The sequence below is a fragment of the Nocardiopsis oceanisediminis genome, from assembly GCF_048595525.1.
GTDB lineage: Bacteria > Actinomycetota > Actinomycetes > Streptosporangiales > Streptosporangiaceae > Nocardiopsis_A > Nocardiopsis_A oceanisediminis.
This window is the reverse complement of the sequence record NZ_JAFMZJ010000001.1, coordinates 1861601-1886019: the sequence shown is the minus strand read 5'-3', so window position 1 is coordinate 1886019 and position 24419 is coordinate 1861601. Positions and strand designations below refer to the sequence as shown.

The 24419-nt window shown below is 75.0% G+C and carries 24 protein-coding genes and 1 riboswitch; of the genes, 13 read left to right on the top strand and 11 right to left on the bottom strand.

Annotated features, from left to right (window positions below; all coding sequences use genetic code 11):
- Positions 1-86 precede the first annotated feature (86 nt).
- Genes J0910_RS08570 through J0910_RS08560 form a run of 3 tightly spaced genes read right to left on the bottom strand, consistent with a single transcriptional unit; the run spans position 87 to position 3485 of the window.
- A complete protein-coding gene (locus J0910_RS08570) occupies positions 87-500 on the bottom strand; it encodes a response regulator (RefSeq protein WP_184397724.1) in 414 nt (137 codons plus the stop codon).
- Between the two features lie 37 nt (positions 501-537).
- A complete protein-coding gene (locus J0910_RS08565; protein WP_420157988.1) occupies positions 538-2247 on the bottom strand; it encodes a sensor histidine kinase in 1710 nt (569 codons plus the stop codon).
- The gene (locus J0910_RS08560) at positions 2244-3485 is read right to left on the bottom strand and encodes a PP2C family protein-serine/threonine phosphatase (protein WP_420157987.1); all 1242 of its coding nucleotides are present in this window, start codon (positions 3483-3485) and stop codon (positions 2244-2246) included. The genes J0910_RS08565 and J0910_RS08560 overlap by 4 nt, the downstream gene beginning before the upstream one ends.
- A 540-nt stretch (positions 3486-4025) precedes the next feature.
- On the opposite strand from J0910_RS08560, the gene J0910_RS08555 reads away from it, so the two are divergent.
- The 3 genes from J0910_RS08555 (at position 4026) to J0910_RS08545 (ending at position 6598) form a co-directional block, all read left to right on the top strand.
- Positions 4026-4694 (top strand): biliverdin-producing heme oxygenase, encoded by a 669-nt coding sequence (locus tag J0910_RS08555; RefSeq protein WP_420157986.1) that lies wholly within the window; start codon positions 4026-4028, stop codon positions 4692-4694.
- A gap of 224 nt (positions 4695-4918) precedes the next feature.
- Positions 4919-5548 carry a TetR/AcrR family transcriptional regulator gene (locus J0910_RS08550; protein ID WP_420157985.1) on the top strand — a complete coding sequence of 210 codons (630 nt, stop codon included), beginning with the start codon at positions 4919-4921 and terminating at the stop codon, positions 5546-5548.
- A gap of 858 nt (positions 5549-6406) precedes the next feature.
- On the top strand, positions 6407-6598 hold the full coding sequence (locus J0910_RS08545) for a hypothetical protein (RefSeq protein ID WP_420157984.1): 192 nt from the start codon (positions 6407-6409) through the stop codon (positions 6596-6598).
- A 50-nt stretch (positions 6599-6648) separates the two neighbouring features.
- On the opposite strand, the gene J0910_RS08540 is transcribed toward J0910_RS08545, so the two are convergent.
- Positions 6649-7593 carry a 3'-5' exonuclease gene (locus J0910_RS08540; RefSeq protein ID WP_420157983.1) on the bottom strand — a complete coding sequence of 315 codons (945 nt, stop codon included), beginning with the start codon at positions 7591-7593 and terminating at the stop codon, positions 6649-6651.
- Positions 7594-7803: 210 nt separating this feature from the next.
- On the opposite strand from J0910_RS08540, the gene J0910_RS08535 reads away from it, so the two are divergent.
- Positions 7804-8766 (top strand): asparaginase, encoded by a 963-nt coding sequence (locus J0910_RS08535; protein ID WP_420157982.1) that lies wholly within the window; start codon positions 7804-7806, stop codon positions 8764-8766.
- Between the two features lie 61 nt (positions 8767-8827).
- Entirely contained in the window at positions 8828-10042 is a 1215-nt protein-coding gene (locus J0910_RS08530; RefSeq protein ID WP_420157981.1) for an NAD(P)/FAD-dependent oxidoreductase, read from the top strand.
- Here J0910_RS08530 and J0910_RS08525 read toward each other — a convergent pair.
- Positions 10026-10217: a ferredoxin gene (locus tag J0910_RS08525; RefSeq protein WP_420157980.1), complete on the bottom strand. Its 192-nt coding sequence runs from the start codon at positions 10215-10217 to the stop codon at positions 10026-10028. The genes J0910_RS08530 and J0910_RS08525 overlap by 17 nt on opposite strands.
- 133 nt (positions 10218-10350) lie before the next feature.
- Positions 10351-11310 (bottom strand): prolyl aminopeptidase, encoded by a 960-nt coding sequence (gene pip, locus J0910_RS08520; protein ID WP_420161921.1) that lies wholly within the window; start codon positions 11308-11310, stop codon positions 10351-10353.
- 564 nt (positions 11311-11874) lie between these two features.
- Between pip and J0910_RS08515 the strand changes: the two genes are divergently transcribed.
- The 8 genes from J0910_RS08515 to J0910_RS08480 all read left to right on the top strand — a co-directional run bounded on the left by J0910_RS08515 (position 11875) and on the right by J0910_RS08480 (position 20700).
- Positions 11875-13578, top strand: a complete 1704-nt coding sequence (locus J0910_RS08515) for an AMP-binding protein (RefSeq protein ID WP_420157979.1) — start codon at positions 11875-11877, stop codon at positions 13576-13578.
- A gap of 142 nt (positions 13579-13720) precedes the next feature.
- Positions 13721-14776, top strand: coding sequence for a 3-deoxy-7-phosphoheptulonate synthase (locus J0910_RS08510; protein WP_420157978.1), 1056 nt, complete (start codon positions 13721-13723; stop codon positions 14774-14776).
- A gap of 240 nt (positions 14777-15016) precedes the next feature.
- A riboswitch (glycine riboswitch) is annotated at positions 15017-15116 on the top strand.
- Positions 15117-15265: 149 nt separating this feature from the next.
- Positions 15266-16387 (top strand): glycine cleavage system aminomethyltransferase GcvT, encoded by a 1122-nt coding sequence (gene gcvT, locus J0910_RS08505; RefSeq protein ID WP_420157977.1) that lies wholly within the window; start codon positions 15266-15268, stop codon positions 16385-16387.
- A gap of 193 nt (positions 16388-16580) precedes the next feature.
- On the top strand, positions 16581-16961 hold the full coding sequence (gene gcvH, locus J0910_RS08500) for a glycine cleavage system protein GcvH (protein WP_420157976.1): 381 nt from the start codon (positions 16581-16583) through the stop codon (positions 16959-16961).
- A 5-nt stretch (positions 16962-16966) separates the two neighbouring features.
- Positions 16967-18238, top strand: a complete 1272-nt coding sequence (locus tag J0910_RS08495) for a serine hydroxymethyltransferase (RefSeq protein WP_420157975.1) — start codon at positions 16967-16969, stop codon at positions 18236-18238.
- 338 nt (positions 18239-18576) lie between these two features.
- Positions 18577-19989 (top strand): L-serine ammonia-lyase, encoded by a 1413-nt coding sequence (locus J0910_RS08490; protein ID WP_420157974.1) that lies wholly within the window; start codon positions 18577-18579, stop codon positions 19987-19989.
- Positions 19990-20029: 40 nt separating this feature from the next.
- On the top strand, positions 20030-20275 hold the full coding sequence (locus J0910_RS08485) for a ribbon-helix-helix domain-containing protein (protein ID WP_420157973.1): 246 nt from the start codon (positions 20030-20032) through the stop codon (positions 20273-20275).
- Positions 20266-20700: a PIN domain-containing protein gene (locus J0910_RS08480; RefSeq protein ID WP_420157972.1), complete on the top strand. Its 435-nt coding sequence runs from the start codon at positions 20266-20268 to the stop codon at positions 20698-20700. Before J0910_RS08485 ends, J0910_RS08480 begins: the two co-directional genes overlap by 10 nt.
- 38 nt (positions 20701-20738) lie before the next feature.
- Here the strand turns inward: J0910_RS08480 and J0910_RS08475 are convergent, their stop codons facing one another.
- The 5 genes from J0910_RS08475 to J0910_RS08455 all read right to left on the bottom strand — a co-directional run bounded on the left by J0910_RS08475 (position 20739) and on the right by J0910_RS08455 (position 24356).
- A complete protein-coding gene (locus J0910_RS08475) occupies positions 20739-20924 on the bottom strand; it encodes a hypothetical protein (RefSeq protein ID WP_420157971.1) in 186 nt (61 codons plus the stop codon).
- A gap of 67 nt (positions 20925-20991) precedes the next feature.
- Positions 20992-21396 (bottom strand): VOC family protein, encoded by a 405-nt coding sequence (locus J0910_RS08470; RefSeq protein ID WP_420157970.1) that lies wholly within the window; start codon positions 21394-21396, stop codon positions 20992-20994.
- Between the two features lie 167 nt (positions 21397-21563).
- Entirely contained in the window at positions 21564-22424 is an 861-nt protein-coding gene (locus J0910_RS08465) for a hypothetical protein (protein ID WP_420157969.1), read from the bottom strand.
- A 736-nt stretch (positions 22425-23160) separates the two neighbouring features.
- The gene (locus tag J0910_RS08460; RefSeq protein WP_420157968.1) at positions 23161-23745 is read right to left on the bottom strand and encodes an alkaline shock response membrane anchor protein AmaP; all 585 of its coding nucleotides are present in this window, start codon (positions 23743-23745) and stop codon (positions 23161-23163) included.
- A 5-nt stretch (positions 23746-23750) separates the two neighbouring features.
- Complete coding sequence (locus J0910_RS08455; RefSeq protein WP_420157967.1) at positions 23751-24356, bottom strand: DUF6286 domain-containing protein; 606 nt, start codon at positions 24354-24356, stop codon at positions 23751-23753.
- Between the last annotated feature and the right edge of the window lie 63 nt (positions 24357-24419).

Genomic DNA, 24419 nt, shown 5'->3' with positions numbered 1-24419 from the left:
TCGGCCCTCAGGCCGCCGCACCACAAGGGGCGTCTTGCGATCCGGGTCCGCGCCGGCCGGCCGGCGCGGGCCGGCGGCGCCCCGCCTCAGCCCTTGGGCAGCCGGACCACGGTGACGAAGAAGTCGTCGATCTGCCGGACGACCTGGATGAACTGCTCGAAGTCGACGGGCTTGGCCACGTAGGCGTTGGCGTGCAGCCGGTAGGAGCGCAGGATGTCCTCCTCCGCCTCGGAGGTGGTCAGCACGACGATCGGGATGTGCGCGAGGTCGGGGTCGCCCTTGACCTCCTCCAGGACCTCCCGGCCGTCCTTGCGGGGCAGGTTGAGGTCGAGCAGGATCAGGTGCGGCTGCGGGGCTTCGGTGTACTCCCCTTCGCGGCGGAGGAAGCGCAGCGCCTCGACCCCGTCGGAGACGACGTGCAGCCGGTTGCCGACCTTGTGCTCCTCGAACGCCTCCTTGGTCATGAGGACGTCGCCGGGGTCGTCTTCGACCAGCAGCACCTCTATGGGTTGCACCAAAGTGACCTCGCTCAATGTCTCAGACCTTCTCGGATTCGTCGGGAGCCGCCCCTCCGGAGCCGCCGTCGCCCGCGTCCCCGTCCGGGCCGCCGGGGCCCTCCGCGGCGCCCTCCGGCGCGGGGCCGGGCTCGGGCGCCCCCCCGGCGGGGGTCTCGGCGCCGTCCCCGGCGGAGACCGCCGCGGCGCCCTCCTCGGTACCCCGGTCGTCGGGCGCGGCGGGCAGGGACCAGCATATGCGGGTGCCGGGCTCGTCGGACTCGGTGTCCAGCCAGATCCGGCCGCCGTGGAACTCGATGATCTTCTTGCACATGGCCAGCCCGATGCCGGTGCCGCCGTACTTGTCCCGGGTGTGCAGCCGCTGGAAGATGACGAAGATCCGCTCGGCGTACTGGGGGTCGATGCCGATGCCGTTGTCGGCGCAGCAGAAGACCCACTCGTCGCCCTCGCGCCGGGCGCTGATGTGCACCCGGGCGTCGTTCTCGCCGCGGAACTTCACCGCGTTGCCCACCAGGTTGAAGAAGACCTGGGTGAGCAGGGTGCGGTCGCCCTCGATGGTGGGCAGGTCCTCGCCGGTGACCACCGCGCCGGCCTCGTCCAGCCGGGTCTCCAGGCTGTTGAGCGCGTCCTCCAGCGCGGTGTTCAGGTCGACCTGGGCGAAGTTCTTGGTCCGGCCGACCCGGGAGAACGCCAGCAGGTCGTTGATGAGGGTCTGCATGCGCTTGGCGCCCTCGACCGCGAAGTCGATGTAGGAGTCGGCCCGGTCGTCGAGCTGCCCCCGGTAGCGCCGCTGGAGCAGCTGGCAGAAGCTGGCCACCTTGCGCAGCGGCTCCTGCAGGTCGTGCGAGGCGACGTAGGCGAACTGCTCCAGCTCCAGGTTGGACCGGCGCAGCTCCTCGGCCTGCTCCTCCAGCAGGTCCGACTGCTCCTGCAGCTTGCGCCGGGCCGCGCCGACCTCCTGCAGGTCGCTGACGATGCGCTCGCGCATCGCGTCGACGTCCCGGCCGACCCGGGTGATCTCCGGCGGGCCGTGCAGCTCGATGCGGTGCGCGTAGTAGCCCTCGGAGACCTGCTGCAGGTGCCTGCCGAGCTCGTCGAGCGGGCGGAGCACCCAGTGCTGCAGCATCACCCAGAGGAAGACCGAGAGCATCAGCACGGTGAAGCCGACCAGCACGAGGAGCGCGACCACCTGCTGGGTGGCGTAGGTCAGGCCGGTGCGGGCGCTCTCGATCTCCTCGCCGATCAGCCGGTCCGCGGAGGCGGAGGCCCGGCGCAGCTCGTCGAAGAGGTCCCGGCCCAGGCCGTAGTCGGAGGCGTCGACCTCCTCCCCGGCCTCGACCTTGTCCTTGGTGGGCTCGGCGAACTGCTGCTGCCAGGCCTCTCCGGCGTCCAGCACCCGCTGCACGGCGTCGGAGATCTGCTGGTTGCTCTCCGCGACCGCCGTGAGCGTGGGCCGCGTCTCGCGCAGCGTGTTCCCGCCCTGCTGGTAGGGGCTGAGGAACTCGACGTCCTCGGTCAGCGCGTAGCCGCGGATGCCGTTGTCCATGTTGAGGTAGGCCGACATGGTCTGCTGCACCGCGGACTGCGCCGGGGAGAGCTCGTCGACCTGCCGGTCCAGCGACTCGCGGGCGTTCAGCGAGGCGAACGTGATCACCGAGACGGCCGCGATGAGCAGCGCGGCGACGATCGCCAGCAGGACGGTGACCCGGCGCCGGAGGGTCCAAGGATTCAACGAGTGCTCCCGTGGGTGACCAGCAGCATGGCCACGTCGTCCTGCAGGGGTCCGCCGTTGTACCGCTCGGCCTCGTCGACGACGCGCTCGGGCAGGTCCACGATGGAGGTGCCGGAGTCGATCACCCCGGTGAGGATCCGGCGCAGGCCGGCCACCTCCAGCCGGTCCGGCGGGCCGCCGTCGTAGGCGTCGACCAGGCCGTCGGTGTAGAGCATCAGGGTGGCCCCGCGGGGGAAGGCGAACTCCTCCACGTCGGCTTCGCTGTCCGGGAAGACGCCCAGCGGCGGGTGCGGGGAGGCGCACACCTCCTCCACCTTGCCGGCCTCGATGAGCAGCGGCGGCGGGTGGCCGAACAGGCGGATGCGGGCGCGCTCGCCGCCGTTGTCCAGGCTGATCTGGCACAGCGTGGCGTACATCTCCTCCTGGGTGCGCTCGCTGACCAGGATCTCCTCCAGCGCGGGCAGCAGCGCCCCCTCGGCGACCCCGCCCATGACCAGCGCCCGCCAGGCGATGCGGAGCTGCACGCCGAGCGCGGCCTCGTCCGGGCCGTGCCCGCTGACGTCGCCGACGATGACGTGCGTGGTGCCGTCCTTCTCCACCGCGTCGTAGAAGTCGCCGCCGACCAGGGCCCGCTTGCGACCGGGGCGGTAGAAGGTGCGGTGCGACAGCGGCGAGCTGTCCAGCAGGACCTGCGGGAGCAGGCCGCGCTCCAGGCGCATGTTCTCCCGGGCGTACAGCTCGGCCTCGCGGAGCTGCCGGGCGTTCTCGTCGGCGCGCTGGCGCTCCACCGAGTAGCGCAGGCTGCGCGCCAGCAGCGAGCCGTCGACCTGGCCCTTGACCAGGTAGTCCTGGGCGCCGGCGGCGACCGCGGCGACCCCTTCGTGCTCGTCGTCCAGGCCGGTCAGCACCACGACGGCGGCGGAGTCGGCGCTGTCCAGCACGGTGCGCAGCAGGTCCATGCCGCCGGCGTCGGGGAGGTTGAGGTCGAGCAGGATGCAGCCGCGGAAGCCCGGGATCGCGCCGCGCGCCTCGCCGAGGGTGCGGACCCAGGTGATCCTGCACTCCAGGGCGGTGTCCGCGAGCAGCTCCTCGACCAGGAAGGCGTCCTGGGCGTCGTCCTCGATGAGCAGCACGTCGACCGAGGAGACCCGGGGTTCCCCGGGACCGGCCGCGGCGGCGGCCTCACCGGCGCGGTCGGCACCGGCCGGCCCCGCTGATTCGGATCGCGTCACGCTCACAGCCCCAAGTCCTCGATCGTCGACATTGCCCGCGCCGCCCCCTGCACGGCAGACAAACGATAATGTCCCGCCGCGCGCCCCCGCCACCACATGCGACGAGGGCCTCAGCGCTCCGGCGCGGCGCCGTCGCCCCTCCGTCGGCGGCGCGCCGCTCGGCCGCCACCGTGCACAACGCTCGGACCGGTGCGCCCCGTTCCCACCGCCCCCGCCCGCGGTTCCTCCCGGCGAGGGGGCCCGGCGGCCCGCTTCGGGCGCCGTGGACGTTTCGTCCCGATTCGAGAACTGTGCACACCTTGTCCGCCGGACAGGATACCGGCCGCCCCCGCCCCGCGCCGCGCACACGCGAAAGACCGGTGCGCACCCGCCCTGACCGGCGGCGCAGCGGCGCGCTCCGGTTCCGCCCGGAGTGACGCATCCCGCGTTCCCGACAGAGTGTCATATCCGCCTTGACACCCGCCGCCGTCTTGGTGACATCATGTCAGAAAGAACCTCGACGGCCCGGGAGCCCCGGGCCGCGCCGCGGAATCGAGGAGTACCCGCATGGACGCACCGAGCACCGGGGCGGAGCCCTTCTCCGCCAGACTCAAGGCCGCCACCTGGGAGGCCCACCAGGAGGCCGAGCAGCACGGGTTCACCCGGGCGCTGCTCGACGGGCGGCTGGACCGGAGCGGCTACGCCGCCATGGCCGCCCAGCACCACTTCGCCTACGCCGCCCTGGAGGAGGTCGGCCGCTCCCTGGCCGGCGACCCGCTGGCCGGCCCGTTCATCACCGCGGAGCTGCTCCGCCTGCCCGCCCTCGAACGCGACCTGGCCCTGCTCTACGGGCCGGACTGGGCCGACCGCATCTCCCCCACCCCGCCCACCGCGACCTACGCCGCGCGCATCCGGCAGATGGCCGACGACCCCGCCGGGTACGTGGCGCACCACTACACCCGCTACCTCGGCGACATCTCCGGCGGCCAGTTCATCCGCAGGATCGCGGTGCGCACCTACGGCTTCGGCGAGGACGGCGGCGCCTCCTTCTACGACTTCTCCGCCCTCGGCAGCCTCCCCCGGTTCAAAGAGGGCTACCGCTCCCGGCTGGACGCGCTGGAGCTGGACGAGCCCGCCCGGCACCGGATGATCCGCGAGACCCGGCTCGCCTACCAGCTCAACACCGAGGTCCTGGCCGACCTCGGCCGCCGGCACGCCGCAGGCCTCGCCGCCTGACCCGGGGCGGAGGGGCCCCGGGCGATCCGCGCCGCCCGCGGCCCCTCCGCTCCGCCCCCTCGGCCCCCGGCGGGAACGGGCCCGCAGTGAGCGCCCCCGCCCGCGCCCGGCCTCCGCGGCCCCGGCGCCGGAAGGCGCTCCTCCCGGGCGCCGCCGCGCGTCCCCGTCCGACCGCCCCGCGCGAGGACGCCCGCACGGCGCGCCGCCGTGCCACCATGGGTTCCATGCCCAAGATCTCCGCTCCGACCATCGCCGCGCACCGGGCCCAGACGCGCGAGCGCATCCTGGCGGCCGTCGCCGAGCTCGCCCGCACCCAGGGCATCGACGAGATCTCGATGACCGACGTCGCGGCCGGGGCGGGCATCACGCGCACCGCGCTGTACAACTACTTCCCGGACAAGGCCGCCCTGCTGCTGGCCTTCGCCGAGCAGGGCACCGCCGGATTCGTCGAGCGCTACCGCGCCGCCCTGCCCGGGGGCGCCACCCCCGCGGAGCGGCTCTCCTCCTTCGTCCGCTTCCAGCTGGAGGCGCTCGCCGAGCACCCGCACCCGGCCGCCGCCGAACTGGGCGCCAGCCTCGGTCCGGACGCCTACCAGAAGCTCGCCGACCACGTGGAGCCGATGCAGCGCCTGCTGGTCGAGGTGCTGCAGAACGGCGTCGAGGAGGGCGCCTTCGACCCGGCCCCGGCCGAGCCCACCGCCCGCCTGGTGCTGGCGATGATCAGCGCCCAGCGCGTCCCGATCCAGCAGGGCCAGACCGCGCTCGACGAGGCGCACCGGCTGGTCACCTCCTTCACCCTGCGCGCCCTGGGGGCCGGCGCGGAGGCGGAGCGGCCGGAGCCCGGCCGGGGCTGACCCCGCCCCGGCACCGCCTCCGCCGGCCCCCGCGGGCGGGAGGGCGGGAGAGCGGGGCCGCGACGGGAGGGCCGGCCGCAGCGGACGGCCCTGCCGGACGCCGGGGACGGACCGCCCCCGCGACCGCCCGGCGGGTCCTCCGCCGCGACGACCGCCCGGCTCCGCGGCGCCCTGCCAAGGCCCCCGCGCCGAGACCGCCCTTCAGGACGGACTCCCCCTTCAGCCACCGCAGGAGGAGGCCTCCGAACACCGGGACGGGCCCCGGGAGCGCCCGGCAGGTCCCCGACCGCGCCGGCCGCGGCTCCGCGAGGCTCTACCGGGACCGCCGCGCCGAGGCCATCGCCCCGGGGCGGGCTCCCCTTCGGCTTGTTTTCAACCTGGGCGGGCGCGGTGCTCCTTCAGGCCTATGGCGCGTTCGGCTGTCCTTCCCGCGTCATGGCGCGGTGCCCGGCGCCGGTTCTTCGCCCCCCGGGGGGGCGGCCGGGGCCCGGAGCCGGGGGTTCGAGCGCACCGGCGGGACGGGCCGCCTCCGCGCGGGCGCCGCGAAAGCCCCGCCGCACCCGCGCCGGGCTCACCGCCCCGGCCGCCCGGGGCCGCCCCCAGGGGCGGCGCAGGTCCTCGGCGGCCGGGCCGGGCGGAGCCGGGTACGGGCGGCGATCACAGGCCGCCTCCACCCATCGGCCGCCTCGATGCCCCGGCCGTCCCCGAGGTCGAAGAACAAGTTCAGCGGCCGCGCTGGAAGGCACGGGCGGAGCGGTGCGCCGGGCGCCTTTCCCGCCCTCTCCCGCTCCGGCCCCGGATGGGGCAGAATCAGGCACGCTCGCAGACGCCTCCGCTCCCCTCCGGAAAGGCCGACCCGTGCTCTCCCTCCTCTGCCTCCTCACCGGTGCGGCCCTGGTCGCCGCCGCGCTGGCCGACCGCATCCCCCGGCTCCGCCCGGCGGCCGCCGCGCTCCCCCTCCGGCTCACCGAGACCGGGCGGGCCGCGCTCACCACCCTCGGCGGCAGCGCGCTGATCGCCGCCCTCTTCCTCGCTCTCTCCGGGCTCTGACCGGGCCCCTCCGGGGCGCCCGCCGCCTCCCGCCGGAGCGGCGGGGCCGGTCAGCGCAGGGCGCGCAGCGGGGCGCGGAGCAGGGCCCGGCCCGCCGCGGCGGCGGCCAGCGCACCGGTGAGGGCCGCGGCGGCGGCCGCCGCCTCGCGGCGCCGGGCGCGGTCCCGGGCGTCCTGCTCGGCCGCGCGGCGGGCCTCGGGGCCGAACTCCCCGCCGCACAGCCCGGGCCGGAGCTCCAGCGGGCGCCAGACCGGCGGCCACTCCGCCGCGCGGCCCAGGTCCCCCCGGGCCGAGGTGCGCGGCTTGAGGCGGACCGGGGCGCCCGCCGGGGCGCGCAGCGGGCGCGGGGCCGGCCCCCGGTAGTACAGCGGACCCGGCGCGGCGGACGCCGCCTCGGCGAGCAGCCGGGCGCAGGCGCGGGCCGCGCCCAGCGCGGTGTGCTGCCCGGTCGGCCACCGGCCGCCCAGCGCGTGCGAGGCCCGGGGCAGCGAATAGGAATCCAGGTCGACCTGGGAGCGGAGCGCGCGCAGCGTGCACAGCCCCGGGACCCGGGCAGGGCGCCCGCCCTCGCCCGGCACCGCGGCGAGGAACGCCTCCGCCTCCTCCAGGCCGTGCGCGGCCAGCACCGCGCCGGAGAGCAGCTCCGCCAGCGGGGCGGCCAGCTCCTCGGCGCGCGGCGCCCCCAGCATGTCGCCGCCGGTGATGCCGCTGTGCACCGCGCCGGGGACCGGGACGCCCGGGTAGACCAGGGTGGTGAACTCGCGCAGCACCTCCCCGCCGCCGCGCATCCGCACCACCCCGACCTCGCGCGGCCGGTCGCGGTCCTCCTGCCCGGGGCCGGCCGGCCCCATCGCGAGCACCGCGAACTCCAGATCGCGCACGGGCCGCGCGCCCGCGCCCGCCGACCGGGTCAGCACCCCGGAGGCGACCGCCCCCGGCGTCCGCGCCCGCCTGTCCGCCAGCCGCTCCAGCACGTCCTGCGCACCTCCGTCCACCGACGCCCGGCCCGCCTGTCCACCGGGGGCCGGGCACCGACCCTACGGCACCGGCGGGCCGCCCCTCCCGGCCGGAGCCGGGCCGCCCCTCCCGGCCGGAGCCGGGCCGCCCCTCCCGGCCGGAGCCGGGCCGCGGGAAGAGGTCCGCCCCGCGATACGTTGAGCCGTCTGGCAGCATCCTCACCAGCCGCGAATGGAGTACGCGTGTCCGTGCCGTCGTCTGAGCTTCCCGCCTACGTCCCCCTCGCCGAGACCACCCGGTCCGGCCTCCGGGAGAGCGTGCACTTCGGCGCCGTGGTCGGGCTGACCGTCTCCGGCGGGACCGGGTACGCCCGCGGCCCGGTCGACCTGCCGGTGTTCCCGCGCTCGGCCGCCAAGCCCTTCCAGGCGGCGGCCGCGCTGCGCGCCGGGGCCGACGTCGAGGGGGCCCGGCTGGCCATCGCCGCGGGCAGCCACAGCGGCCAGGACATCCACGTGGAGGCCGCTTCCAAGACCCTGGCCAAGGCCGGCCTCACCGCCGACGACCTGCAGTGCCCGCCGGACTGGCCGATGGGCCGCAGGTTCCGCGACGACCTGCTGCGCAGCGGGGGGCAGCCGACCCGGCTGCTGATGAACTGCTCCGGCAAGCACGCCGCGATGCTCGCCGCCTGCGTCGCCCGCGGCTGGAGCACCGGCGACTACCTGGACCCCGCCCACCCGCTGCAGGTGCTGGTCCGCTCGACCATCGAGGAGCTGTCCGGGGAGCCGGTCGCGCACACCGCGGTCGACGGGTGCGGGGCGCCGCAGATGGCGATCTCGCTCACCGGCCTGGCGCGCGGCGTGCAGGCCATGGCCGCCGCGGCCCCGGACACCCCGGAGGGCGCCGTCATCGCGGCGATGCGGGCGTTCCCGGAGTACGTCGCGGGCGAGGGCCGCGACGACACCCGGATCATGCGCGGCCTGCCCGGCGCGGTCTCCAAGATCGGCGCCGAGGGGGTCATCGTGATCGCCGCCCCCACCGGGGAGACCGCCGCGGTGAAGATCAGCGACGGGGACGCCGAGACCCGGGCGCGCACCATGGTCGGGCTCACCGCGCTGGACGCCCTCGGGGCGGACGTCTCTCCCCTGTCCGAGCTGCTCAGCGGCGACATCCTGGGCGGCGGCCGGAGCGTCGGGTCGATCCGCCCGCTGTGAACCGCGGCCGGCCCGGCCGCACCGGACCCCTCACCTGTACGACGAAGGCGGGATAGAGCACATGCGCGACATCGTCATCGCCGGCGCCGGAATGGCCGGCCTGCACTCCGCTGAGGCGCTGCGGGACGCCGGCCACGACGGCCGGATCATCCTGGTCGGCGCCGAGCGGCACCGGCCCTACTCCCGCCCGCCGCTCTCCAAGGAGGTGCTCACCGGGATCGGCTCGCCCAAGGGCGTGGCGCTCCGCGACGACGAGCAGATCGACGCCCTCGGCCTGGACCTGCGGTTGGGGCGCGCGGCGGTGCGGCTGCGCCCCGGCGACCGCGCGGTGGAGCTGGACGACGGCTCGGTGGTCCGCGGCGACGGGCTGATCATCGCCACCGGCGCCACCGCCCGCCGCCCCGGGACCGACCTGCCCGGGGTGCACGTGCTGCGCACCATCGAGGACGCCGAGGCGGTGCGCGACGCGTTCGGCTCCGCCGGGCGGATCGCGGTGGTCGGCGCCGGGTTCGTCGGCGCCGAGGTCGCGGCCAGCGCCCGCGCGGCCGGCCTGGAGGTGGTGCTGATCGAGGCGGCGCCCGCCCCGCTGACCCGCGCGGTGGACCCGCGGGTCGGCTCGGTCCTCACCGAGCTGCACCGGGACAACGGGGTGGACGTGCGGCTGGGCACGCCGGTGGCCGGGTTCGAGGGGGCCGGCCGGGTGGAGCGGGTGCGGCTGGCCGACGGCACCGCGGTGGAGGCGCCGCTGGTCGTCTGCGGCCTGGGCGTGGAGCTGAACACCGGCTGGCTGGCCGGCTCAGGGGTGCGGCTGGCCGACGGGGCGGGCGGCGTGCTCTGCGACGCGCACGGCAGGACCAGCGTGCCCGGCGTGTACGCCGCCGGCGACCTGGCGAACTTCCCGCACCCGCGGTACGGGGGGCGGATGCGCCTGGAGCACTGGACCAACGCGGGCGAGCAGGCCGCGGTCTCCGCGCGCAACCTGCTGGCCGGCGAGGGGGCCCAGGAGCCCTACGAGCCGGTCCCGTACTTCTGGTCCGACCAGTACAAGATGAAGATCCAGCTGCTCGGGCAGGCCGCCCCCGCCGACACGGTGGAGTTCGTGCACGGCTCGGCCGAGGACCGCAAGTTCGTCGCGTTCCTCGGCCGGGACGGCCTGCTCACCGGGGTGCTGGGACTGCGCTCCACCCCGAAGACGATGCGCTACCGGCCACTGCTGGCCGAGCGCACCCCCTGGGACGAGGCGCTGGCCGCGGCCGGGTTCACCCCTCGACGCTGAGCGCCTGCTTGGGGCACATCCGGACGGCCTCCTCGACCTTGGCCCGCATGTCCTCGGGCGGCTCCTCCTGAAGGATGTAGAGGTTGTCGTCGTCGCGGACCTCGAACACCTCCGGCAGGATGCCCATGCACACGGCGTTGCTCTCGCACAGGTCGTAATCGGCGATGACCCGCATGGTGTGATCCTCCTCGCTTTCCTGCTCGCCTGCCCCGAGCCTAGACCCGGTGCGCGGCCCGCGCCCGCGCGGGGGCGGGCCGCGCACCGGCGCGGGGGCCCCGAGGGGTCCGCCGGCGCCCGGCCGCCGGCGCTCAGTCCCGGGCGAACCGGTCCGTGGCCTCGATCAGCCGGTGCAGGATGCCGGGCTCGTTGAACGCGTGCCCGGCGTCGTCCACCACGTGGAACTCCGCCTCCGGCCAGGCCCGGTGCAGGTCGAACGCGGTCCGCGCCGGGGTGCACACGTCGTAGCGGCCCTGCACGATCACGCCGGGGATGCCGCGCAGCCGGTCGGCCCGCTCGATGAGCTGGCCCGGGGTGAAGAAGCCCCCGTTGGTGAAGTAGTGGTTCTCGATCCGGGCGAAGGCCAGGGCGTAGTCGTCCTCGGCGTGGTGCGCGCGGAGCGCCTCGTTGGGGAGCAGGGTCACCGTCGAGCCCTCCCACACGCTCCACGCGCGCGCCGCCGCCACCCGGACCTCCCGGTCGGGGTGGTTCAGCCGGGCCGCGTAGGCGGAGATCAGGTCGCCCCGCTCCTCCTCCGGGATGGGCGCCAGGTAGCCCTCCCAGACGTCGGGGAACAGGTGCGAGGCGCCCTCCTGGTAGAACCAGCGCAGCTCGTCGTCGCGCAGGGTGAAGATGCCGCGCACGATCAGCTCGCTGACCCGCTCGGGGTGCTCCTGGGCGTAGGCGAGCGCCAGCGCGCTGCCCCAGGAGCCACCGAAGACCTGCCACTCCTCCACCCCGATCATCTCCCGGAGCCGCTCCATGTCGGCGACCAGGTTCCAGGTGGTGTTGGCGGACAGGTCCACGTCCATCCCGCCGGCGTGCGGGGTGCTGCGGCCGCAGTTGCGCTGGTCGAACAGGAGCACCCGGTAGCGCTCGGGGTCGAACAGCCGCCGGTGGTCGGGGCCGCAGCCGCCGCCGGGGCCGCCGTGCAGGAAGACGGCCGGCTTGCCCTCGGGGTTGCCGCACAGCTCCCAGTAGACGCGGTCGCCGTCGCCGACGTCGAGCATGCCGCTGTCGTAGGGCGTGATCGGCGGGTAGAGGGTGCGCAGGGACATGGGGTGGTGCCTTCCTTCTCTTCTCGGTCGCGCCGGGCGCGGAGCCGCGGTCGGCGCGGGAGGGCCGGCGCAGGGGTCCTCCCCGGGGCCGGGGGCGGCCTCCGGGCCGGCCGCTCCGGGCCCTGTTCCGCGGATCATCCCAGGATCGTCCGCCCGGAGGCATCCGCGGCGCGGCCGCCAGGGCAGCGGGCCCCCCGCCCGGCTCCTGCCACTCGGCGCGCAGGATCCGCTCCGCCGGCGGCGTCCGGCTCTTCCGCCGCCACTTGCCCGCGTGGAAGCCGACCGAGGCGACGGCCGCGAACGGCACCGTGCAGGCGCCCACCGCCCGCAGCAGCCGGTGCACCCCCGCTTGTCGGCGTACTCGATCCGCGCCCCGTCCTCGCCGAACCGCCACACGCCCTGGTCACCGCCGAGCTCGCTCACCCGGCGGATCCCGGTGACAGCGGGGCCGGGCGGCCCAGGGCGCGTCCGTCCACAGGCGGCCGAGGCGGCGGGACAGGGGCGGCGGGCGCGGGCTAGAGTGACACCGCTCACACGTCGGACGCGGAGGTCCCCACCATGAAGAACAGCGCCACCGCCGCCTTCCGGGAGGCGCGCGACTTCCTGCTCGAGCACCGGGAGGACTACGAGGCGGCCCGGCGCGGCTTCCGCTGGCCGGCTCCGGAGCGGTTCAACTGGGTGCAGGACCACTTCGACCCCGCGGCCGAGGAGCACCCGGACCGGCTCGCGCTGCGGATCGTGGACGAGGAGGGCGGCGAGACCCGGGTGACCTACCGGGAGCTGGCCGAGCGCAGCCGCCAGGTCGCGAACTGGCTGCACAACCAGGGCGTCCGGTTCGGCGACCGGATCCTGGTGATGCTCGGCAACCAGGCCGAGCTGTGGGAGACGACCCTGGCCTCGATCCGGCTGGGCGCCGTGGTCATCCCGGCGACCCCGCTGCTGGCCGGCGGCGACCTGGCCGACCGGCTGGAGCGCGGCCGGGTCTCGCACGTGGTCACCGACGCCGCCGACACCCCCAAGTTCGCCGGGCTGCCCGGGCACTGGACCCGGATCAGCATCGGCCACATGGAGGGCTGGCTCTCCTACGAGGACTCCCAGCACGCGGCGCTGGACTTCGCGCCCGACCGCACCACCCGCGCCGACGACCCGCTGCTGCTCTACTTCACCTCCGGCACCACCTCGGTGCCCAAGCCGGTGCAGCACACCCACCTCTCCTACCCGGTGGGCCACCTCACCACGATGTACTGGATCGGCATCCGCCCGGGCGACGTGCACCTCAACATCTCCTCGCCGGGCTGGGCCAAGCACGCCTGGAGCAACGTCTTCGCTCCGCTGAACGCGCAGGCCACCGTGCTCGCGGTGAACCAGGGCCGGTTCGACGCCGCGGGCCTGCTGGACCAGGTCGCGCGCTGCGGGGTGGACACCTTCTGCGCCCCGCCGACCGTGTGGCGCATGCTCATCCAGGCCGACCTGGGCCGGTGGAAGGTCGGGGTGCGCGAGGCGGTCTCCGCCGGGGAGCCGCTCAACCCCGAGGTGATCGAGCGGGTCCGGGCCGCCTGGGGGCTGACCGTGCGGGACGGCTTCGGCCAGACCGAGACGACCCTGCTGGTCGGCAACTCCCCCGGCCAGGAGGTGCGCCCCGGCTCGATGGGGCGGCCGATGCCCGGCTACGAGGTCGTGCTGGAGGACCCGGTCACCGAAGAGCTCTCCGAGCAGGGCGAGATCTGCGTGGCGCTGGAGAACGCCCCGGTCGGCGTGATGGCCGGGTACCGGGACGGCGACGAGGCGACCGCCCGGGCGATGCGCGGCGGCCGGTACCACACCGGCGACGTGGCCTCCCGGGACGCCGACGGGTACATCACCTACATCGGCCGCGGCGACGACGTCTTCAAGGCCTCCGACTACCGCATCTCCCCCTTCGAGCTGGAGAGCGTGCTGATCGAGCACGCCGCCGTCGCCGAGGCGGCGGTGGTCCCCTCGCCCGACCCGGTCCGGCTCTCGGTGCCCAAGGCCTACATCGCCCTGGCCGAGGGCGAGGAGCCCGGCGCCGAGCTGGCCCGGTCGATCCTGGAGTTCTGCCGGGAGCGGCTCTCGCCCTACAAGCGGGTCCGGCGGCTGGAGTTCGCCCCGCTGCCCAAGACGATCTCCGGCAAGATCCGCCGGGTGGAGCTGCGCACCGCGGAGGGCGGCCGCGACCCGGGGGAGGCGGACCGCAACCCCCACGAGTACTGGGAGGAGGACTTCCCCGGGCTGAAGGGGTGAGCCGGCGGGAGGGCCCGCCCGGCCCGGTCCCGCCCTGATGAGCCGCACCACACTCGACCCTCGCCGCCCGCCGGTCCGCCCGCCACCCGCTAGGGTGCAGATGGGCAGTTCAGGCATGCTTGGGAGAGGACTCGGCGCAGCGATGATGAGCACGAACGACACCCGGATCACCAGCTACACGCCGCTGATCGCCCCGCGGGACCTGCTCGCCGAGCTGCCGATGGGACCGGACCGCAGCGACCTGGTCGCCGACGCCCGCGCCGAGGTCAAGCGGGTGCTGGACGGCGAGGACGACCGCCTGCTGGTCATCGTCGGCCCCTGCTCGGTGCACGACCCGGACGCCGCGCTGGACTACGCGCGCCGGCTCAAGGCGCTCATCCCCTCGCTCAGCGCCGACCTGTGCGTCGTGATGCGGGTCTACTTCGAGAAGCCGCGGACCACGCTCGGCTGGAAGGGCCTGATCAACGACCCGCGCCTGGACGAGAGCCACGACGTCCACCGCGGCCTGCGCACCGCGCGCAAGCTGCTGCTGGACATCAACTCCCTGGGCGTCCCGGCGGGCACCGAGTTCCTCGACCCGATCACCCCGCAGTACATCGCCGACGCGGTGAGCTGGGGCGCCATCGGCGCCCGCACCACCGAGAGCCAGGTGCACCGCCAGCTCAGCAGCGGCCTGAGCATGCCGGTCGGGTTCAAGAACGGCACCGACGGCGACGTGCAGGTCGCGGTGGACGCCTGCGGGGCCGCCGCCGCCTCGCACACCTTCTTCGGCGTCGACCCGGCCGGCGCCGGCTCGGTCGTCGTCACCTCCGGCAACGCCGACTGCCACGTCATCCTGCGCGGCGGCCGCTCCGGCCCCAACCACGGCGCCGAAGAGGTCGGGCCCGCGCTGGACACCATCGAGGCGGCCGGACTGCGCCGCCGCGTCATGATCGACGCCAGCCACGCCAACAGCGGCAAGGACCACAAGCGCCAGCCGCTGGTCGCCCAGGCCATCGCCGACCAGATCGCCGAGGGGCAGCAGGGCATCGTGGGCGTCATGCTGGAGAGCTTCATCGAGGAGGGGGCGCAGAAGCTGGGCGACCCCGCCGACCTGGTCTACGGGCAGTCCATCACCGACAAGTGCATGAGCTGGTCCACCACCGAGCAGGTGCTGCAGGGCCTGGCCGAGGCGGTCCGCGGCCGGCGCAAGGCCTGACCCCGGGCGCACGGCGAAGGCCCCGCGGCGGTTCCGCCGCGGGGCCTTCGCCGTGCGCCCGCCGGTGCGCCGGAGGGCTCTCGCTCGCCGGCGTCTCCGCCCTGGCCGGGCCGGAGCGCGGCGTGCGGGCGGTGCTGCGGCACGGCGCCATCGGCCCGCGCCGACCTGGGGCCGGGCCCGGGCGCCGCCGCCCGGGCCTGGGATGTGACCGGCGTCGCTGCTAGGCTGGCTCCCGGTCGCCGACCCCGTGCGGGAGAGCGCCCGCGCAGCCGGCGCGGGCCGCCGAAGGAGCAATTCCTCCCCAGAGAACCTCTCAGGCGAGACGGACCGCACGGACGAGACCACTCTGGAAAGCAGGGGCGCCGGTGCCCCTCGCCGAAGGTGCAAGCCGCGCCGTGCGCGCGGTGAAGCTCTCAGGCACCGATGACAGAGGGGGAGGATGGCCACAGCCCTGGTTTCCGACCGACGACCATCCTCTCAGGAGTCACCATGACAGCCGCCGGCAGCGATTCCGCGGAACCGCGCGAGACCCCGCTCCGCGCCGCACACGAGGCGCTCGGCGCCACCCTCGTCGACTTCGCGGGCTGGCTGATGCCGCTCCGCTACAGCAGCGAGAAGGCCGAGCACACCGCGGTCCGGGAGAAGGCCGGACTCTTCGACCTGTCCCACATGGGCGAGATCCACGTGCTCGGCGCGGAGGCCGCCGCCGTGCTCGACCACGCCCTCGTCGGCCACCTGTCCAAGGTCGCGGTGGGCCGGGCCCGCTACACGATGATCACCGACGCCGACGGCGGCGTCCTGGACGACCTCATCGTCTACCGGCTCGGCGAGGAGCACTACCTGGTGGTGGCCAACGCGGCCAACGCCGGCACGGTGCTGGCCGCGCTCACCGAGCGCGCCGCCGGCTTCGACGCCCGCGTCGAGGACCGCTCCGCCGAGACCGCGCTGATCGCGCTGCAGGGCCCGGCCGCCGTCGGGATCCTCGCCCCGCTGACCGACGCCGACCTGGACGGCATCAAGTACTACGCGGGCTACCGGCACACCGTGGCCGGGCACCCGGTGCTGCTCGCCCGCACCGGCTACACCGGCGAGGACGGCTTCGAGCTCTTCGTCGAGGCCTCGGACGCCCCCGCGGTGTGGGAGGCCCTGCTCAAGGCCGGCGAGCCGCACGGGCTGGTGCCCGCCGGGCTCTCCTCCCGGGACACCCTGCGCCTGGAGGCCGGGATGCCGCTGTACGGCCAGGAGCTGAGCCGGGACCTCACCCCGTTCGACGCCGGCCAGGGCCGGGTGGTCAAGTTCGAGAAGGAGGGCGACTTCGTCGGCCGCGAGGCGCTGCGGCGCGCCGCGGACCAGGGCCGCTCCCGCAAGCTCATCGGGCTGGTCGGCCGGGGCCGCCGCCCGGTGCGCAAGGGCATGCCGGTGCTGCGCGACGGGGTCGAAGTGGGGTCGGTCACCAGCGGTGCGCCCTCCCCGACCCTCGGCAAGCCCATCGCGATGGCCTACGTCGACGCCGAACTGGACACCTCCGCGGGTGCGTTCAGCGTGGACGTCCGCGGCCGCAGCGAGGAGGTCGACGTGGTCGACCTGCCGTTCTACAAGCGGGAGCGCTAGCCCGCCGGCCGCGTCCGGCGCCCGCAGGCGCTCCGGACGCGGACCTGGCGTGCGCTCCGCCCCCGCCACCCGGCACAATTTGCAGGTGGGTGGGGTGCGGACCGCGACAGAGGCCTGCACTCCGAGGCCGAGGGCGCGCACAGCGAACGGGCGCGGACCGGTCGACAGCACAGATCCTCCTGGAGAATCCAAATTGAGCGTTCCCGCTGAGCTGAGCTACACCAGCGAACACGAGTGGGTGGCCGTCAACGAAGGCGTCGCCACCGTCGGCATCACGAAGTACGCCGCCGAGGCACTGGGCGACATCGTCTTCGTGGACCCCCCGAACTCCGGCGACACCGTCTCCCCCGGAGACACCTGCGGCGAGATCGAGTCCACCAAGTCGGTCAGCGACCTCTACGCGCCGGTCGCCGGCGAGGTGGTCGAGGTCAACCAGGCCGCTGTGGAGGACCCCGAGGTCATCGGAAGCGACCCCTACGGCCAGGGCTGGCTGTTCAAGGTCGAGCTGTCCGAGGAGCCGAAGGACCTGCTCACCGCCGAGCAGTACACCCAGCTGACCGAAGGCGAGGGCTGATCAGCATGAGCGACCAGGACGACCTTCTCGACCGCACGCTCGCCGACTTCGACCCCGAGGTCGCCGCGGCCGTGGACAGCGAGCTGTCCCGCCAGCGCGACACCCTGGAGATGATCGCCTCGGAGAACTTCGCCCCGCGCGCCGTGCTGGAGGCGCAGGGCACCGTTCTCACCAACAAGTACGCCGAGGGTTACCCGGGCCGCCGCTACTACGGCGGCTGCGAGCACGTGGACGTCGTGGAGCAGCTCGCCATCGACCGGGCCAAGGCCCTGTTCGGCGCCGAGCACGCCAACGTCCAGCCGCACTCCGGCGCCCAGGCCAACACCGCGGTCTACTTCTCCCTGCTCAAGCCGGGCGACACCATCCTCGGGCTGGACCTGGCGCACGGCGGCCACCTCACCCACGGGATGAAGATCAACTACTCCGGGAAGATCCTCAACCCGGTCCCGTACCACGTCCGCGACGCCGACGGCCTGGTCGACTACGACGAGGTGGCCAAGCTCGCCGAGGAGCACCGGCCGGCGATGATCGTGGCCGGCTGGTCGGCCTACCCGCGGCAGCTGGACTTCGCCCGGTTCCGGGAGATCGCCGACTCGGTCGGCGCCCTGCTCATGGTGGACATGGCGCACTTCGCCGGGCTGGTCGCGGCGGGGCTGCACCCCAACCCGGTGCCGCACGCCGACATCGTCACCACCACCACGCACAAGACCCTGGGCGGCCCCCGCGGCGGCCTGATCCTGTGCAAGCAGGAGTACGCCAAGAAGATCAACTCCGCGGTCTTCCCGGGCATGCAGGGCGGTCCGCTGGAGCACGTGATCGCCGCCAAGGCGGTCGCGCTGAAGGCCGCCGCCTCGGAGGAGTTCGCCGACCGGCAGCGCCGCACCGTGGCCGGGGCGCGGCTGCTCGCCGAGCGGCTCACCCAGGCCGACGCCGCCGAGGCGGGGGTCAAGGTGGCCAGCGGCGGGACCGACGTCCACCTCGTCCTGGTCGACCTGGTCGACTCCGAGCTCGACGGCCAGCAGGCCGAGGACCGGCTGGACGAGATCGGCATCACGGTGAACCGCAACGCGGTGCCGAACGACCCGCGGCCGCCGATGGTCACCTCCGGGCTGCGCATCGGCACCCCGGCGCTGGCCTCCCGGGGCTTCGGCGACGCCGACTTCACCGAGGTCGCCGACATCATCGCCGAGGCGCTCAAGCCGGGCTACGACTCCGCCGCGCTGCGCGGCCGGGTCGAGGCGCTGGTGCGCAAGCACCCGCTCTACCCGGGCCTGTAGCCGGCCCTTCCGGTCCGGCCGGTCCGTCCGGCGGCAGCCGGGTCGAGCGCGCCCCGCCCGGGGCGGGCGCGGCCCGGCTGCCCCCGTTTCCGGCGGCCCCTCGCCCAGGAGGGACCGCCCGCGCGGCCGCACGGCCGCACCAGCCGCACAGCCACACAGCCACACAGCCACACAGCCACACAGCCACAGCGATCCTGCCGGGCGCCGCGCACCACCGGGTGCGCCGCCGCGCCGGCCCCCGGATCCCGCTACCCGTCCCGTCCGGCCCCGGCCCCGCGCACACCCGGCCGCTCCGGACCCCGCTTCATCCCCTGTGCTCAACGAGGAGGGCAGGACCCATGGCCATCAGCGTCTTCGACCTGTTCAAGATCGGCATCGGGCCGTCGAGCTCGCACACCGTCGGCCCGATGAAGGCCGCGCTCACCTTCGTCGAAGGCCTCACCGCGGAGGGGAAGGCCCCCCTGACCGCGTCGGTCCGCTGCGACCTGTACGGATCGCTCGCCCTCACCGGCAAGGGCCACGGCAGCGACACCGCCGTCATCCTGGGGCTGCTCGGCGAGACCCCGGAGGGCGTCGACGTGGACGCCGTCCCGGAGCTGCTGGCCTCGGTCCGGGAGACCGGGCGGATGCGGCTCGGCGCCGGCGGCCCGGAGATCGCCTTCGATCCGGCGCACGACGTGGACTTCCGCCGCAAGGAGAGCCTGCCCGGCCACCCGAACGGGATGCGGTTCACCGCCTACGGGGCGGACGGCGCAGAGCTCCGCTCCAAGGTCTACTACTCGGTGGGCGGCGGCTTCGTGGTCGACGAGGCCGCGGCCGGCGCCGACCGGATCACCCCGGACACCACGGTGCTGCCGCACCCCTTCTCCACCGCGGAGGAGCTGCTGGAGGTGTGCCGGAAGACCGGCATGTCGATCAGCTCGGTGGTGCTCGCCAACGAGCGGGCGTTCGGCCGCACCCAGGAGGAGATCCGGACGGGCCTGCTGGAGATCTGGCATGCCATGCGGCAGTGCGTGCGCCGCGGGGTGAGCACCGAGGGCACCCTGCCGGGCGGGCTGCGCGTGCCGCGCCGCGCGCACCGGCTCTACCGCCAGCTCGGCGGCGCCTGCGACGACACCGGCCTGCTCGCCCCGGCGTCCCCGGACACCAGCGACCCGATGCACGGCAGCGACTGGATCACGCTGTACGCGCTGGCCGTCAACGAGGAGAACGCGGCCGGCGGCCGGGTGGTCACCGCACCGACCAACGGAGCGGCCGGCATCGTCCCCGCCGTGCTCCACTACTACCTGCACTTCTGCCGCGGCTCCGGGGACGAGGGCGTGGTCCGCTTCCTGCTCACCGCCGCCGCGATCGGCATCCTGTTCAAGGAGAACGCCTCCATCTCCGGCGCCGAGGTCGGCTGCCAGGGCGAGGTCGGCTCCGCCTCCTCGATGGCCGCCGCCGGCCTCGCCGAGGCCCTGGGCGGCACCCCCGCCCAGGTGGAGAACGCCGCCGAGATCGCCATGGAGCACAACCTCGGCCTCACCTGCGACCCCATCGGCGGCCTGGTCCAGGTCCCCTGCATCGAGCGGAACGCGGTGGCCTCGGTCAAGGCCATCACCGCCACCCGGATGGCGCTGCGCGGCGACGGCAGCCACTTCGTCAGCCTGGACAAGGTCATCAAGACCATGAGGGACACCGGCCGCGACATGCACGACAAGTACAAGGAGACGTCTCGCGGCGGCCTCGCCGTCAACGTGATCGAGTGCTGAAACACAGGCGGCGTCCTGGTACATGGACTAGCATTGGTACATGTCCATGAAGAGAACCAATGTCTACGCCGACCCAGAGGACCTCGCCCTCCTCAAGGAAGCCGCTCAGCGGCGCGGTGTCCCCGAGGCGGAACTCATCCGTGAAGCCATCCACCTGGCGGCCATGGCGAACCGCGTCTGGGACGAACCTCTCGACTGGCCCGTTTTCGACGGCAGTGGTGAGACCGCAACCAGCGAGGACGTGACGGCGGCGGTCTCCGAAGGGGCCTCTGACAGGTGCTCGTAATCGCCGACACATCCGGGATCATCGCAGCGTCCGACCGGAACTCCTCCGAGTCGGCAGCGTGTCAGAGCGTGCTGCAGGAGGCAGGGACCGTGATCATCTCTCCTCTTGTGCTGGCGGAGGTCGATCACCTGGCGAAGGCCAGGTACGGCTCCGATGCCCGGAACAAGCTCATCTCATTCATCCTCGCGCAGGCCCGCCGACTCCGCTTTCAGATTCCAGAGGTCGGGACGGAGGTCCTCAATACGGCACAGGACGTTCAGCGGCGCTACAGCGCTCTCGACCTGGACCTCGCCGATGCGGTGAACGCGGCCCTGGCCGGCGAGTACAGGACCGATACCGTCCTGACGCTGGACCGCCGCGATTTCCGAGCCATACGCCCCCTGACCCAGCACAAGGCCTTCCGCCTGCTCCCCGACGACCTGTAAGCGGGCCCCTCCACCGAAGAATCCCGGCGCACGGCTCGTCAGCGGGCGAGCCGTCCATTCAGCCCGGCAGACACCCGGACCACCCGGCGCGCGGTCTCCATGACGTGCCGGCGGCGGGCTTCGGCGAGGGCTTCTTCCCCGGCCCGCTTCTGGACCTCGGTGTCCTCACCCGGTCCCGAGTGGTGCCGCTCTCCGCCGCCACTGGCGGTCTCCCTGTCTGACACGGGTGTTCCCCCCTCTGGAGCACCAGGTGAAGCAGCCGGTCGCCGATCAGCGTCCTCCATCCGGTGACTACCCCTCCAGTGCCGACATGTCCATGTGGACGACCTCCCACAGGTGGCCGTCGGGGTCGAGGAAGCTGCGTCCGTACATCGGGCCCTCCTCCTGGGCCGGGCGGGGCTCGGTGGCGCCGGCGGCGAGGGCGCGGTCGAGGAGGGCGTCGACCTCGGCGCGGGAGTCCGCGGAGAGGGCGTTGATGACCTCGCGGTGCACGGCGGTGTCGGCGACCGCCTGGTCGGTGAACTGCTTGAAGAAGTCGTGCACCAGCAGCATCACGGAGATCTCGTCGCTGATCACGATGGCGGCGGCGTTCTCGTCGCTGAACATCGGGTCGATCCGGTAGCCGAGTCCGGTGTAGAAGTCCTTGGCCCGGTCGAGGTCGGCCACGGGCAGGTTCACGAAGATCTGCTTGCTCATGTGACGAAGGTAACACCTGCGACCGCAGATCGCCCCTGGTCAGGGCGGGGCCGATGGGGCTCGGGCCGCCGGGATCCCCTGCCGGTGGGGCGATCCCGGCGCCGGAGGAATCGGGGACGGGTGTCGCGCGGAGGCCGGTTCCCGGCGCTCCGGGCCGGCCGCGCCGGTCAGTCCCGAGCGGCCAGGGCGGCCGGCTCGTGCGCGGCGCGCAGCGCGGCCTCCCGCGTCCCGTCGTCGCTGAGCGGGCAGCCGGCGCACTTGGTGTCGGCGAAGCGGTAGTAGAAGCAGCAGCCGGCCCGGACCAGGAAGGTCCGCTCCGGGCGGTGCCCCGGGCGGCCGGCCAGCGCCAGCGGGAACGGGCGCTGGCGGAGCTCGACCCGCCTGCGGTCCCGGTTCAGGCAGGAGGCGATCCGGTGCGCGCGCTCCCAGGCCGCGGCCTGGTCCGCGCCGACCTCCTCGGCGCCGCGCAGCAGCGCCTCGAACGGGGCGTCGGAGATGCGGTCCCACTGCGCGCGGGCGCCGAAGCGGGTGTGCGCGCGGACCGCCTCGACCACCGGCTCCAGCACCGAGACGGCTCCGGCGACGAACCAGGCGTCCAGCTCTCGGTCACTGCGGACCGGCAGCACCCCGGGGCGCGCCGACATCGGGTCCCCGGCCAGGACGGCCGCCGCGCCCTGGCGGAACGCCGCCTCGACGACGCGGCCGTTCTCGTCGTGGCGGACCCAGAACCGGTCCGCGGCCAGCTCCGGCGCCCTGCCGGTGAGGTAGGCCGAGACCGAGGCGAAGCAGAGCACCTGCCGGCCGGTGTCGATGGCGAGGAAGGCGGCGGCCGCCGTCCGGTGCCCGGAGCAGGACCGCTCGGCGAGCAGGCCGATGAGCTCGGGGACCCGTTCGGGCAGCCGGTCCGCCCGGATCCACCCGTCGCCGTCGGGGCCGGGGGCCGCGGGGGCGACGAGCCGGACGCCGATCGCGAGCTCGCGCTCGTTGACCCAGCGCACGACCCCTGCCAGCGGATGGCAGCTCTTCATGGACCCCCCTGAGGCGAGCAGGAACCGCGAGGGGGCTCCCGCGCCGACCCTCAGACCATAGGTAAGCCTAGCCTCATCTTCCACTCCGGGGGAACGGCGGGGTCCGCCTGAGAGACCGTCGGGTGTGCGGCCGGTCGCCCGGAGTGTCCGGCCCCGGGTCGGGAGAGGCGGGGTTCGGGGGCCCGGCGCCGCCGCGGCCGCTCCGGGCCGCGCGCCGCCGTCCCGCTTCCCCGTTGGTCTCGGCGCTGCGGGGGTATCAGGGCGCCCTGATACCCCCGCGGCTCCAAGATCAACGGGGCGGTCCGCCGCCGAGTCCGGGCGACCACCCGCATACCCGACGGTCTCTGAGCGGTGCGGCCGCGCGTACGGCGGCGCCGCCGGGGCAGAGCCGCCCGCGACACTCCTCCCGACCGCCGCCTCTGCGGGCGAGGAGGCCCGCCGGAGCCGTCCCGGAGGCGGCGGCAGGGAACCGGGGCGGCCGCCGAGTCCCGCGCCGCCTCCTCCGGCCGGTCCGGTCGCGGGCGGCAGGGCTCCCCGAAGGGCTCTCCCTGGCGGGAAAGGGCCGGGGAAAGAGCGCGCCCCGGGAAGGGGCGGGACGGAGGAGACCGGGTGGTGCGGAGGGCCCGGAGCGGCCGACGGCCGGGAGGCGCCGGGACCGGGCGGGCCCGGGGCGGACCGCGGCCCTCGCAGAGCGGGGCGGCGCACGGGCGGGGGCGGCCCTCTCCGGCGGTGCCGGTCAGGCCACCCGGCGGCGGTCCCTGCGGGGCGGGGTCATGGCCATCCGGACGACCGCGGGGACCCGGTCGGCCTCCAGGGCGGTGCGCAGGTCGCGCAGGGCCTCGTCGCGGATCCGGGAGCGGACGCGGACCACGTCGGCGTCCTCTTCGAGGGTCAGGTCGAGGCGGAGCCGCGGGTCGCGGGCCGAGTCGATCAGCCGCGCGCGGACCCTGCGCACCCCCGGGAGGCCGGCCACCGCCTCCTCGACCGCGCCCTGCACGGCACCGGCCGCCGCCTCGCTCCGGCCGCGCCCCTCCTCCGGCTCCAGCAGCACGTGCCGGACGGCCTCCGGGCGCGCCTGGACCAGCAGCCAGCGCAGCGCCGCCAGGGCGATCAGCACCGCCGCCGCGGCCGCGGCGTAGGGCGCCCACGGCGGGGCGGCCGCCGCGGCGGCACCGATCCGCACCCCGGCCGCCTCCGGGCCGAGCAGCCCGGCCCCGGCCGCCGCCCCCGCGGCACCGGCCGCGGCCAGCAGCAGGCCGAGGAGGCCGAGCCCCCAGCGGTTTCCGCGCGCGCCGCGGCGCGCCGTCCGTGTCAGCGCCATCGTCCTCACGTCCTCGCGAACCGGACCCTGGTGCCGACCCGCATGCCGCGCAGCGGGTCGAGTTCGCCGAGCCGCCGCCGCACCGCATCGCTCACCTCGTCGCGCAGGGTCGGCGAGCCGCTCAGGTCGCTGTCGACCCGCACCCGCACCCGGCGGCCGCGCACCGACACCCGCACCCCGCGCACCCCGCCGACCTCGCGCGCGGCGGCCGCCAGCGCGCGCTTCAGCGCGGACCGGGAGACCCCGACCACCAGATCGGGGTCGTCGGTGCGCAGCGCGGTCCACCCGGAGCGGCCGGGCAGCAGGGCCGACCCGATGAGCAGCAGCCCGATCAGCACCAGCACCGCCGAGGCGACCTGCACGCCGGGGTCGCCCAGCCGGGCGCCGGCCAGCCGGTCGGCGGCCGCGGTGAAGAACGGGATCCGCAGCGGTGCGCCGGCCAGGCCGGCGATGACCACCGTCGCGGCCAGCGCCGCGACGGCCAGCAGCACGGCCGCCGCGATCAGCGCCGGCCACGACCTGCGCGGGCGGAAGGTGTGCACGGCCACCCGGCGCGCACGCCGCACGGTCGCGCCGTCGGGGCGGCCGACCGCCTCCTCCACCGTCGTCATCGCGCCCTCCCGATCGCCGCTTCTCCGCGCCGCGCCCGGCGGCGCCCCCGCTCCGCGCCTTCC

Excerpts from the sequence above, each read along its gene's own strand:
- J0910_RS08550 (WP_420157985.1), top strand. The coding sequence starts at position 4,919 with ATGCCCAAGATCTCCGCTCCGACCATCGCCGCGCACCGGGCCCAGACG.
- J0910_RS08510 (WP_420157978.1), top strand. The coding sequence starts at position 13,721 with ATGATGAGCACGAACGACACCCGGATCACCAGCTACACGCCGCTGATC.
- J0910_RS08460 (WP_420157968.1), bottom strand. The coding sequence starts at position 23,745 with ATGGCGCTGACACGGACGGCGCGCCGCGGCGCGCGCGGAAACCGCTGG.
- J0910_RS08485 (WP_420157973.1), top strand. The coding sequence starts at position 20,030 with ATGTCCATGAAGAGAACCAATGTCTACGCCGACCCAGAGGACCTCGCC.
- J0910_RS08495 (WP_420157975.1), top strand. The coding sequence starts at position 16,967 with ATGAGCGACCAGGACGACCTTCTCGACCGCACGCTCGCCGACTTCGAC.
- gcvT (WP_420157977.1), top strand. The coding sequence starts at position 15,266 with ATGACAGCCGCCGGCAGCGATTCCGCGGAACCGCGCGAGACCCCGCTC.
- J0910_RS08465 (WP_420157969.1), bottom strand. The coding sequence starts at position 22,424 with ATGAAGAGCTGCCATCCGCTGGCAGGGGTCGTGCGCTGGGTCAACGAG.
- J0910_RS08555 (WP_420157986.1), top strand. The coding sequence starts at position 4,026 with ATGGACGCACCGAGCACCGGGGCGGAGCCCTTCTCCGCCAGACTCAAG.
- J0910_RS08490 (WP_420157974.1), top strand. The coding sequence starts at position 18,577 with ATGGCCATCAGCGTCTTCGACCTGTTCAAGATCGGCATCGGGCCGTCG.
- J0910_RS08455 (WP_420157967.1), bottom strand. The coding sequence starts at position 24,356 with ATGACGACGGTGGAGGAGGCGGTCGGCCGCCCCGACGGCGCGACCGTG.
- J0910_RS08525 (WP_420157980.1), bottom strand. The coding sequence starts at position 10,217 with ATGCGGGTCATCGCCGATTACGACCTGTGCGAGAGCAACGCCGTGTGC.
- J0910_RS08530 (WP_420157981.1), top strand. The coding sequence starts at position 8,828 with ATGCGCGACATCGTCATCGCCGGCGCCGGAATGGCCGGCCTGCACTCC.
- J0910_RS08515 (WP_420157979.1), top strand. The coding sequence starts at position 11,875 with ATGAAGAACAGCGCCACCGCCGCCTTCCGGGAGGCGCGCGACTTCCTG.
- J0910_RS08470 (WP_420157970.1), bottom strand. The coding sequence starts at position 21,396 with ATGAGCAAGCAGATCTTCGTGAACCTGCCCGTGGCCGACCTCGACCGG.